The organism is Streptomyces sp. NPDC053673 (genome assembly GCF_055585225.1).
Genome location: NZ_JBVJKN010000022.1, coordinates 113,999 through 124,761, shown reverse-complemented (window position 1 = coordinate 124,761; position 10,763 = coordinate 113,999). Strand labels below are relative to the sequence as shown.

At 68.1% G+C, this 10,763-nt stretch carries 10 protein-coding genes and 2 rRNA genes; all 12 read left to right on the top strand.

Going from position 1 to position 10,763, the window contains the following annotated elements; genetic code table 11:
• Positions 1–74: ribosomal RNA gene (locus tag ACZ6ZQ_RS27270) — 23S ribosomal RNA — on the top strand; the annotation flags it as partial.
• Between the two features lie 86 nt (positions 75–160).
• Positions 161–277 (top strand): 5S ribosomal RNA (rrf, locus tag ACZ6ZQ_RS27265).
• Positions 278–410: 133 nt separating this feature from the next.
• Positions 411–1,019 carry a CDP-alcohol phosphatidyltransferase family protein gene (locus tag ACZ6ZQ_RS27260; protein ID WP_453666243.1) on the top strand — a complete coding sequence of 203 codons (609 nt, stop codon included), beginning with the start codon at positions 411–413 and terminating at the stop codon, positions 1,017–1,019.
• A gap of 114 nt (positions 1,020–1,133) precedes the next feature.
• Positions 1,134–3,629, top strand: coding sequence for a sugar phosphate nucleotidyltransferase (locus tag ACZ6ZQ_RS27255; protein WP_469771140.1), 2,496 nt, complete (start codon positions 1,134–1,136; stop codon positions 3,627–3,629).
• A 99-nt stretch (positions 3,630–3,728) separates the two neighbouring features.
• Positions 3,729–4,658, top strand: a complete 930-nt coding sequence (locus ACZ6ZQ_RS27250; protein WP_469771139.1) for a DUF881 domain-containing protein — start codon at positions 3,729–3,731, stop codon at positions 4,656–4,658.
• Complete coding sequence (locus tag ACZ6ZQ_RS27245) at positions 4,655–4,987, top strand: small basic family protein (protein WP_003970459.1); 333 nt, start codon at positions 4,655–4,657, stop codon at positions 4,985–4,987. The genes ACZ6ZQ_RS27250 and ACZ6ZQ_RS27245 overlap by 4 nt, the downstream gene beginning before the upstream one ends.
• Positions 4,988–4,992: 5 nt before the next feature.
• Complete coding sequence (locus ACZ6ZQ_RS27240; RefSeq protein WP_469771138.1) at positions 4,993–5,955, top strand: DUF881 domain-containing protein; 963 nt, start codon at positions 4,993–4,995, stop codon at positions 5,953–5,955.
• A gap of 85 nt (positions 5,956–6,040) precedes the next feature.
• A complete protein-coding gene (locus tag ACZ6ZQ_RS27235; protein ID WP_469771149.1) occupies positions 6,041–6,979 on the top strand; it encodes an FHA domain-containing protein in 939 nt (312 codons plus the stop codon).
• Positions 6,980–6,994: 15 nt separating this feature from the next.
• On the top strand, positions 6,995–7,732 hold the full coding sequence (gene ftsR / locus ACZ6ZQ_RS27230; RefSeq protein WP_469771137.1) for a transcriptional regulator FtsR: 738 nt from the start codon (positions 6,995–6,997) through the stop codon (positions 7,730–7,732).
• A gap of 75 nt (positions 7,733–7,807) precedes the next feature.
• Positions 7,808–8,281, top strand: coding sequence for a bifunctional nuclease family protein (locus tag ACZ6ZQ_RS27225; protein WP_026281837.1), 474 nt, complete (start codon positions 7,808–7,810; stop codon positions 8,279–8,281).
• Positions 8,282–8,511: 230 nt separating this feature from the next.
• The gene (locus tag ACZ6ZQ_RS27220; RefSeq protein ID WP_469771148.1) at positions 8,512–9,060 is read left to right on the top strand and encodes a MerR family transcriptional regulator; all 549 of its coding nucleotides are present in this window, start codon (positions 8,512–8,514) and stop codon (positions 9,058–9,060) included.
• Between the two features lie 92 nt (positions 9,061–9,152).
• Positions 9,153–10,676, top strand: coding sequence for a DNA polymerase IV (locus tag ACZ6ZQ_RS27215; protein WP_469771136.1), 1,524 nt, complete (start codon positions 9,153–9,155; stop codon positions 10,674–10,676).
• The last annotated feature ends 87 nt before the right edge of the window (positions 10,677–10,763 follow it).

Here is a 10,763-nt window from a genome sequence, read left to right as displayed (position 1 = left end):
GGTTGATAGGCCGGATGTGGAAGCCAGGTAACTGGTGGAGCTGACCGGTACTAATAGGCCGAGGGCTTGTCCTCAGTTGCTCGCGTCCACTGTGTTAGTTCTGAAGTAACGAACATGCCGAGACCACCGTGTGGTCGGCGGGTTCACATCTTCATAGAGTTTCGGTGGTCATAGCGTTAGGGAAACGCCCGGTTACATTCCGAACCCGGAAGCTAAGCCTTTCAGCGCCGATGGTACTGCAGGGGGGACCCTGTGGGAGAGTAGGACGCCGCCGAACAAATTTTGGGGAAAGCCCCGGGCCTTGTGGTCCGGGGCTTTTCTGCGTTCAGGCACCCCTGGGTACAGGCCATACGGAGCTAAGGGTAAGGTCAGGGGGCATCATTGGCACGTTCGGCACTGGAGGCCCCCGGGTGGAGGTCCAGGAGACTCGCGTTCAGACGGACCGGGTACTCACCATCCCCAACATCCTCAGCATGGCTCGCCTGCTTGGCGTACCGCTGTTCCTGTGGTTGATCCTCCTGCCTGAGTTCGGCGGGCCGAAGGCCGATGGATGGGCGCTGCTCGTGCTGGCGCTGAGTGGCATCAGCGACTACCTCGACGGGAAGCTTGCCCGGCGCTGGAATCAGATCAGCAGCCTGGGGCGGATCCTCGACCCCGCTGCCGACCGGCTTTACATCCTTTCCACGCTGGTCGGGCTGACCTGGCGCGAGATCCTGCCGCTCTGGCTCACCGTGGCTCTATTGGCACGGGAGTTGATGCTCCTGGTGATGGTGGGAATCCTCCGCCGGCACGGCTATCCGCCGCCCCAGGTGAACTTCCTGGGCAAGGCGGCTACCTTCAACTTGATGTATGCCTTCCCGCTGCTCCTGCTCAGTGACGGAAACACGTGGCTTGCGTCACTTGCCAAAGTTTTCGGATGGGCGTTCGCAGGATGGGGTACAACTCTCTATTGGTGGGCAGGGATCCTCTACGTGGTTCAGGTCCGCCGACTCGTCAAGGCTGATGCCATGGCCGATTGAGCCGTATGCACGGAGCTGTGCAGAGTCCGCCGGTCCACATGTGACACAAGAAGGGCCTGCCCGGACGGGTGAAGTCGGCTGGACCGTCGTCTCTTCAAGGAGGACGCTTCCGACATGAAGGCCGTCGTGATGGCTGGTGGCGAAGGAACGCGACTTCGCCCCATGACCTCGAGCATGCCCAAGCCACTCCTGCCGGTGGCCAATAGGCCGATCATGGAGCATGTGCTGCGCTTGCTGAAGCGGCATGGGCTCAATGAGACCGTTGTAACCGTGCAATTTCTCGCCTCCCTGGTCAAGAACTACTTCGGTGACGGCGAAGAACTGGGGATGGAGCTCACCTATGCCAACGAGGAGAAGCCACTCGGCACCGCGGGGAGCGTGAAGAATGCCGAAGAGGCACTGAAGGACGATACGTTTCTCGTTATCTCCGGTGACGCTCTGACCGACTTCGACCTGACCGATCTCATCTCCTTCCACAAGGAGAAGGGCGGTCTCGTCACGGTGTGTCTGACCCGGGTGCCGAATCCCCTGGAATTCGGCATCACCATCGTGGACGAGCGCGGTCAGGTCGAGCGATTTCTGGAGAAGCCGACCTGGGGTCAGGTCTTCTCGGACACCGTGAATACCGGAATCTACGTCATGGAGCCCGAGGTCTTCGACTATGTCGAGGCCGACGTTCCGGTGGACTGGTCCGGTGATGTTTTTCCGCAGCTCATGAAGGAAGGCAAGCCGATCTACGGCTATGTCGCCGAGGGCTACTGGGAGGACGTGGGCACGCACGAAAGCTATGTGAAGGCCCAGGCCGACGTCCTCGAAGGCAAGGTCGATGTGGAGCTCGACGGCTTCGAGATCTCGCCGGGCGTATGGGTGGCGGAAGGCGCTGAGGTGCATCCCGACGCGGTGCTGCGCGGTCCGCTGTACATCGGGGACTACGCCAAGGTCGAAGCCGATGCGGAGATCCGCGAGCACACCGTCGTCGGTTCCAATGTGGTCGTGAAGAGCGGCGCTTTCCTTCACAGGGCCGTTATTCACGACAACGTCTACGTCGGGCAGCACTGCAATTTGCGCGGCTGTGTGATCGGGAAGAATACCGACGTCATGCGGGCAGCGCGGATCGAGGACGGCGCTGTCATCGGGGACGAGTGCCTGATCGGCGAGGAGTCGATCGTTCAGGGGAATGTGCGGGTCTACCCGTTCAAGACCATCGAGGCCGGCGCCTTCGTCAATACCTCGGTCATCTGGGAGTCGCGGGGCCAGGCGCACCTCTTCGGGGCGCGTGGCGTCTCCGGAATCATCAACGTGGAGATCACGCCTGAGCTTGCCGTACGTCTGGCGGGGGCGTATGCGACCACGCTGAAGAAGGGCGCGACCGTCACCACCGCGCGAGACCACTCGCGTGGTGCGCGGGCACTGAAGCGGGCGGTGATCTCGGCGCTGCAGGCCAGCGCCATCGACGTACGCGACCTGGAGAACGTGCCGCTGCCCGTGGCCCGTCAGCAGACGGCGCGAGGCAGTGCGGGCGGCATCATGATCCGTACGTCACCGGGAGTGCCGGACTCCGTCGACATCATGTTCTTCGACGAGCGCGGCGCGGACCTGTCCCAGGCCGGGCAGCGGAAGCTGGACCGGGTGTACGCGCGGCAGGAGTACCGGCGTGCGTTCCCGGGTGAGATCGGGGACCTGACCTTCCCGGCCAGCGTCTTCGACTCGTACACCGGATCGCTGTTGCGCAATGTCGACACGGCGGGGATCGCAGAGGCGGGTCTCAAGGTCGTTGTCGACGCGTCGAACGGCAGTGCCGGGCTCGTTCTGCCGAGTCTGCTCGGCCGGCTCGGCGTGGACGCGCTGACCATCAATCCCGGCCTCGACGAGTCCCGGCCCACCGAGACAGCCGATGCCCGCCGGTCGGGGCTGGTCCGGCTCGGGGAGATCGTGGCATCCGCACAGGCGGCGTTCGGTGTGCGCTTCGACACCGTCGGTGAACGGCTGTCGCTCGTGGACGAGCGAGGGCGGATCGTGGAGGACGACCGGGCCCTGCTGGTCATGCTCGACCTCGTGGCCGCGGAGCGGCGCAGCGGGCGTGTGGCGCTGCCCGTGACGACGACACGGATCGCCGAGCAGGTCGCGGCGTACCACGGCACGCAGGTCGAATGGACGACCACGTCGCCCGACGATCTGACCCGGGTCGGCCGGGAGGAATCCACCATCTTCGGTGGAGACGGTCGCGGCGGCTTCATCATTCCCGAGTTCAGCAGCGTTTTCGACGGCACGGCAGCGTTCGTGCGGCTCATCGGGCTGGTGGCCCGTACACAGCTCACACTGAGTCAGATCGACGCCCGCATTCCGCGGGCGCACGTACTGCGGCGGGACGTGGCGACGCCGTGGGCGGTCAAGGGGCTCGTGATGCGCCGGATCGTCGAGGCGGCGGGAGACCGGTCGGTCGACACGACGGACGGTGTACGGGTGGTGGAGGCGGACGGCCGGTGGGTGATGGTGCTGCCCGACCCCGCCGAGGCCGTCACCCATCTGTGGGCCGAAGGCCCGGACGACGCGTCGGCCCAGGCCCTTCTCGACGAGTGGTCCGGCGTGGTGGACAGCGCAGGTCAGTGAGGTAGGTGCAGGGTGCGCCGGAGGGCGGCGAGGTCCGCCTTCCGGCGCAATGGTGGGGCCATTCGGCGGTAGCGGCTCCGACGTGCGACGATGTGCGGCATGCCGCAGCAGCCCCCCGTTCGGAGCACCGCCTCACTGCCGCCGCGCCTTGATGCCTCCATGTCGCTGCTGACCAATGTCATGGACCACAGCCTCGACGACGGCTACGCGGAGGCGGCGGCCCGCAGGGAGGCCGAGGGCGGCGGACTGCCCAAGACGCTGCGGGCCAAAATGTGGCTCGCGGCAGGTCTGGTGCTGGCGGGGCTGGTCGTGACGCTCGGTGCCGCGCAGGCGCGGATATCGGCACCGGTCGTGGCGAAGGAGCGCGAGGAGCTCATCGACCGCATCGACGCGGAGACCTCGGCCGCGGATGAACTGGAAGTCGACGTCGACCAGCTCCGTGACGAGGTGGAAGAGCGGCAGCGCAAGGCGCTGCAGCAGCACGGCGGAGACCAGGGCGCGCTGGCGGCGCTGCTCTCGGGCGCGACCGAGGTGAGCGGCCCGGGCGTCAAGCTGGTCGTCGACGACGCCAAGGACAGCGGGTCCGGCGGCGGCGGTCCGCGGGAGAGCAGTGGGTTCTCCGACACGGGGCGGGTCCGCGACCGGGACATGCAGCGAGTCGTCAACGGAATGTGGCAGTCCGGAGCGGAAGCCATCTCGATCAACGGACAGCGGCTGACCGCCCTGTCCGCGATCCGCGCCGCGGGCGACGCCATACTGGTCGACAACAAGCCGCTGGTGCCGCCGTACACGGTGCTCGCGGTGGGGGACGGGAAGAAGCTCAGCACCGCCTTCCAGGACAGTGCCGACGGCCAGTACCTGCATGCGCTGCAGGAGAACTTCGGCATCCGCACCAGTATTTCCGCGCAGGAGCAGGTGCGCCTGCCTGCCGCGCCGAGCCTGATCGTACGTACCGCAGAGCCGAGATCCGCCAGTGCCGGAACGGGCACCGGGCAGGGCACGGCAGACACAGGGAAGGGCACATCGTGATCGCCGTACTGGGCCTCGTCGTGGGAGTCGTGGTCGGACTGTTGGTCCGGCCCGAAGTTCCGGCGGTGGTCGAGCCCTACCTCCCGATCGCCGTCGTCGCGGCCCTCGACGCGGTCTTCGGCGGCCTGCGGGCCATGCTCGACGGGATCTTCGTGGACAAGGTCTTCGTGGTCTCGTTCCTGTCGAACGTCGTGGTCGCCGCGCTGATCGTGTTCCTCGGCGACAAGCTGGGCGTCGGAGCCCAGCTCTCCACGGGTGTCGTGGTCGTGCTCGGCATCCGGATCTTCTCCAACGCCGCCGCCATCCGCCGGCACGTGTTCAGGGCGTGAGGGCGATGAGCCACAACGAGCAGACGTCGAAGGAGCGGCCGGAGCCACAGGACCGGCCGGAGCCGCAGGATCACCAGGACTCGCAGGGGCAGCTGCCCAGAGCGCAGTCGGAGCGGGGGACGGGCGATCGGGACACCGGTGGCCCGGAGATCGCCGGCCCGGAGACCGGCAGCCCGGAGACCGGTGTCCCGCAGGCAGACGGCCCGCAGGCGGAGCCGCCGCAGACGGCAACACCCGCCGAGGAACCGCAGCTGACCGGGCGCCGCCGACTCGTCGCGAGCCTCTGGCCGCCGCGCGTCACCCGGGCCCAACTCATCGTCGCTGTACTGCTGTTCGTCCTGGGACTCGGCCTTGCCATCCAGGTCCGCTCCAACAGCGACAACAGTGCTCTGCGCGGCGCGCGCCAGGAGGACCTGGTGCGCATTCTCGACGAACTCGACGACCGCACCACGCGGCTCGAGGACGAGAAGCAGCGCCTGGAGGACCAGCGCACCGAGCTGGAGACCAGCTCGGACCAGGCGGAAGAGGCGCGCAAGCAGACCCTGGAAAAGGAGCGTCAGCTGGGGATTCTTGCCGGTACGGTGGCGGCCGAGGGTCCGGGTATCACGCTGACCATCGACGACAGCTCCGGCGCAGTGGAGTCCGACATGCTGCTCGACGCGATCCAGGAGCTGCGTGCCGCGGGCGCCGAGGCGATCCAGGTCAATGGTGTGAGGTTGGTCGCGGACTCGTACTTCTCCGGCGGGGACGGCGACATCCAGGTGGACGGCAAGAAGATCAGCGCGCCGTACCGGTTCAAGGTGATCGGCAAGCCGCAGGACCTGGAGCCGGCGCTGAACATCCCCGGAGGCGTGGTGCAGACCCTGGAGAAGGAGCAGGCCACCGCCACGGTGACCCGGTCGGAGAAGATCGTCGTGGACGCCTTGCGGCCCGTGGAACGGCCTGACTACGCTCGGTCGTCCTCCTAGTGGGACGGGGGCGCGAGGCGGTGTCCGGACATGGGCAACAGGTTGCGGGGGGTCGACGCATCGTAAGCGTGCTGCGTGGTGGAAACTGTCCGGAGGGTACGGACGTTGTGAGGATGTCCGGGTCGGTAGGTGTGTTCATTCAGGGTTCCTGCCCCACGGGCGGGTCTATTTCGGTCAAGGGGAATCGCCCGTGAAGTTGTTTGGGAAGTTGTTCGGCAAGAGCGCACGCGAGGACAGCGGCACTGCCCGTCATCGCGCACCGCGCCATGGCCAGGAGGCGGAGCAGAGCGGCGAGCGCCCGCTCTTCCGGGACGAGGTCGCCGGCTCCGGCGGTGACATTCCCGGCGGTCAGGGCGCGTCTGCTGTTGACCCTGCCGGTCCCGGCCGCATAGGTTTCGGGGAACCGTCAACCTCAAGTACGGGTGGAGGGTTTACGCCCGACCCGTACGCATCCCATGCCCCCGCGGGGCAGCCGCGGCAGGAGGATCCGTCCATGCCGGTTTGCACGCGATGCGGGAACCGCAACGCCGAAACCAGCCGCTTCTGCTCCAACTGCGGCGCGCCGCTGCGGTCCGGAGCGCCGGCCGAGCGTGCCTCGGAGACGACCTCGACGATCTCCATCTCCGGGATCGAAGCCTACGAGGCCGAGGTCACGGGTCAGACGCCCATCCCTTCGCTCTCGCCCGAGGCCCAGGCGGCCGTAGAAGCCCTGCCGCTCGGCTCGGCGCTGCTCGTGGTGCGCCGCGGGCCGAACTCGGGAAGCCGCTTCCTCCTGGACGGCGAGCTGACCACGGCCGGCCGCCATCCGCAGAGCGACATCTTCCTCGACGACTTCACCGTGTCCCGGCGGCATGTGGAGTTCCGCAGGGCCGCCGACGGCAGCTTCACCGTCACGGACGTCGGCAGTCTCAACGGTACCTACGTCAACCGGGAGCCGATCGACTCGGTCGTTCTCGCGAACGGTGACGAGGTTCAGATCGGTAAGTACAGGCTGGTCTTCTACTCGAGCCAGCGGGGCGTGTGACCCTCAGGGACATCCATGCTGCGAACTCCGACGGGCGGTGCCGGTCACGGCACCGCCAGTGGCGACACGCTGGTCAGCATCGGGTCGGTGCTGAACCAGCTGCGTGACGAGTTTCCCGAGGTCACCATCTCCAAGATCCGTTTCCTGGAGGCCGAGGGACTGGTCGAGCCGCGGCGTACCCCTTCCGGCTATCGAAAGTTCAGCCCGGAGGACGTCGAGCGCCTGGCGCAGGTGCTGCGCATGCAACGGGATCACTATCTTCCCCTGAAGGTCATCCGGGAGCATCTCGACGCCCTGGGCCGCGGCGAGCAGGTCCCGCTGACACCCCAGGGCGCGGGCCGGGACCTGCCCCCGTCCGGGGACCCGGAGCCGGGCCGCCCCACGGCTGCGCGGGTGGGCCGTGCCGAGCTGCTTGCCGCCGCGGAGGTGACCGAGGAGGAGCTCGACGAGTGGGAGTCGTACGGACTCATCACTCCGGCGGCGGACGGTGGTTACGACGCCGAATCCGTGACGGTCGCCAAACTGATCGCGGATCTGGGGAGATTCGGTCTGGAACCCAGGCACCTGCGTGCCATGAAAGCGGCCGCGGACCGCGAGGCCGGTCTGGTCGAACAAGTGGTCGCCCCGCTGCGCCGGCACCGCAATCCGCAGACCAGGGCCCATGCCGAGGCCACCACGAAGGAGCTGGCGGCGCTGTCCGTGCGGCTCCACACGGCCCTGATGCAGACGGCACTGGGTGTCCGCCTGCACTGAGGTTGCACTGAGCTTGTCCTGATCTTGGGGCGGCCCGACTACCCAAACCTGCCGGGCACGTCCTAGGGTTGCTGTGTGAACGAGCTCGACGTTGTGGGTGTCCGGGTGGAAATGCCCTCCAACCAGCCGATCGTGCTCCTGCGTGAAGTGGGAGGCGACCGGTACCTCCCCATCTGGATCGGCCCCGGGGAGGCGACCGCGATCGCCTTCGCACAGCAGGGCATGGCCCCCGCCAGGCCGCTGACCCACGACCTCTTCAAGGACGTGCTGGAGGCCGTCGGGCAGGAGCTCACCGAGGTCCGGATCACTGACCTGCGTGAGGGCGTGTTCTACGCGGAGCTGGTCTTCGCCAGCGGGGTCGAGGTGAGCGCCCGGCCGTCCGACGCCATAGCGCTCGCGCTGCGCACCGGTACGCCCATCTACGGCAGTGACGGGGTGCTGGACGATGCGGGCATCGCGATCCCGGACGAGCAGGAGGACGAGGTGGAGAAGTTCCGCGAGTTCCTCGACCAGATCTCGCCCGAGGACTTCGGCTCCAGCAGCCAGTGACCCTGCACCGTCGGCTCGCACCGGCTTGCCCGGGCGCATTCGGAAAGCCATTCCCGTGACCGGGGCACGGAAAACCACTCTCAGGGTGATTATCACTCGGCGTGCCGAGTGTGGCGATCGTTGACGCACCCCGAGCGACTGCCTACCGTCGAGATGGCAGGTCAAGGACGGAGGTCGGCGTGAGAAGCAGCGGCGACGGTACGGCAGCAGGTCCCCTCGGACACACTCCGATGGAGGGCGGGACGTATCAGGTTCACGGCAGTGCGACGGCCGACCCGACGACAGAGACCATCGGTTACCGGGGGCCGACCGCGTGCGCGGCGGCGGGTATCACCTACCGGCAGCTCGACTACTGGGCACGGACCGGCCTGGTGGAGCCGAGCGTGCGGCCGGCGTACGGATCGGGCACCCAGCGGCTCTACAGCTTCCGGGACGTCGTCGTCCTGAAGATCGTGAAGCGTTTCCTGGACACGGGCGTCGCGCTGCAGAACATCCGGGCCGCGGTGCAGCACCTGCGGGCCCGCGGCTTCGCGGACCTGGAGCGGATGACGCTCATGAGCGACGGCGCGACCGTGTACGAATGCTCCTCGCCCGACGAGGTCGTGGACCTGCTCCAGGGTGGCCAGGGCGTCTTCGGGATCGCCGTCGGAGTGGTGTGGCGGGACGTCGAGGCGGCGCTGTCGCAGCTGCACGGTGAGCGCATCGACACCGGTGAGACGCTGGTCGGCCACGATCCGGGCGACGAGCTGGCCAGACGCCGCCGCGAGCGGGCGGGCTGAACCCTGCGGGGCCCACTGCCCCGCAGCGGCTCGTGGCGCGGCTCGTACGCTCGTACGGCCGATTGTCAGTGGCGTAGGGCAGCATCGGAGATGTGAGACCCGCGCCGACCATTCTGCATCTCGACATGGATGCGTTCTTCGCCGCTGCCGAGCAGGCGTCGAAGCCCAGTCTGCGCGGAAAACCGGTGATCGTCGGCGGCCTGGGGCCGCGTGGCGTGGTGGCCACCGCGTCGTACGAGGCGAGACGGTTCGGGGTGCATTCGGCGATGCCGATGGCGCAGGCCCGGCGGCTGTGTCCGAACGCCGCGTATCTGGTGCCGCGGTTCTCGCTCTACCGGTCGGTGAGCGACCAGGTGATGGAGCTGCTCGGCCGTCTGTCGCCGCTGGTGGAGCCGCTGAGCCTGGATGAGGCCTTCGTCGACCTGGAGGCGGGTGGGGCGGCCCATGACTCGCGATCGGCACGGAAAGCCGGTGAGCGGCTGCGCACGGACATTCTCGGGGGCACGGGACTGACCGGCTCGGTGGGGCTGGCGGGTTCGAAGATGCTCGCGAAGATCGCCTCCGAGCAGGCCAAGCCGGACGGACTCGTCCTGATCGAGCCGGGCACCGAGCGGGAGCTGCTCGGGCCGATGTCGGTCCGGACGCTGCCCGGAGTGGGGCCGGCGACGGGGGAGCATCTGCGGCGGGCGGGCATGACCACGGTCGCCGAGCTGGCGGAGGCGGGCGAGGACGAACTCGTACGGCTGCTGGGGAGGGCGCACGGGGCGGCGCTGTACCGGATGGCGATGGGCTTCGACGACCGTCCTGTGGTCGCCGAGCGGGATGCCAAATCGGTGTCCGTGGAGGACACCTTCGATGTGGATCTGCACGACCGGGTGCGGATCAGGATCGAGGTGGAGCGGCTTGCCGACCGCTGTGTGAAGCGATTGCGCGGCTCCGGGCACTCGGGGCGCACGATCGTGCTGAAGGTACGGCGGTTCGACTTCTCGACGCTGACGCGGTCGGAGACGCTGCGGGGGCCGACGGACGACCCGGCGGTGGTGCGGGAGGCAGCGGCCCGGCTGCTGGAGGCGGTGGACACGACGGGCGGCGTCCGGCTGCTGGGCGTGGGGGTCAGCGGACTGGCCGACTACACCCAGGAGGATCTGTTCGCGCAGGCCGCGGCCGGTGAGCACGCGGACGAGGAGGGAACCGGGGATTCCGAGCACCGTCCTGGGGGCGAGGAGCCGCCGCAGGAGGAGCAGCGGCCTCCGGCCGAGCGGCACTGGGCCGCGGGCCATGATGTGCGGCACGCCGACTACGGAGCGGGATGGGTCCAGGGCAGCGGGCTCGGTCGCGTCACCGTCCGCTTCGAGGAGCCGTGGTCGGTCGTCCCCGGGCGGGTGCGGACGTTCTCGGTGGACGATCCGGCGCTGGAGCCGTCGGAGCCGCTGCCGCTGGTGCGGCAACCGCCGGATCAGTCGTCGTTGCCCGCCAGCCGGCCGAAGTCCCGGTCGGGTATGGAACCCGGGCCGGATGCGGGGCCGGTGCCAGGGGGGTCCGTGGTGGTGTCATCGGAGGTGGGCGGTGGAGAGGCTGCCGGCTTCTCCGGCGGAGCGGGGAGGTCGAGTCCGTAGTGGTGGTACAGCTGCAGCTCCTGCTCGGGGGAGAGATGCCGGCCGACACCGAAGTCGGGAGCGTCCTTGATCAGCGCCCGCTCGAAG

Coding starts and splice junctions, on each gene's coding strand:
- ACZ6ZQ_RS27250 (WP_469771139.1), top strand. CDS start 3,729: ATGCCGCAGCAGCCCCCCGTTCGGAGCACCGCCTCACTGCCGCCGCGC.
- ftsR (WP_469771137.1), top strand. CDS start 6,995: ATGCTGCGAACTCCGACGGGCGGTGCCGGTCACGGCACCGCCAGTGGC.
- ACZ6ZQ_RS27255 (WP_469771140.1), top strand. CDS start 1,134: ATGAAGGCCGTCGTGATGGCTGGTGGCGAAGGAACGCGACTTCGCCCC.
- ACZ6ZQ_RS27240 (WP_469771138.1), top strand. CDS start 4,993: ATGAGCCACAACGAGCAGACGTCGAAGGAGCGGCCGGAGCCACAGGAC.
- ACZ6ZQ_RS27220 (WP_469771148.1), top strand. CDS start 8,512: ATGGAGGGCGGGACGTATCAGGTTCACGGCAGTGCGACGGCCGACCCG.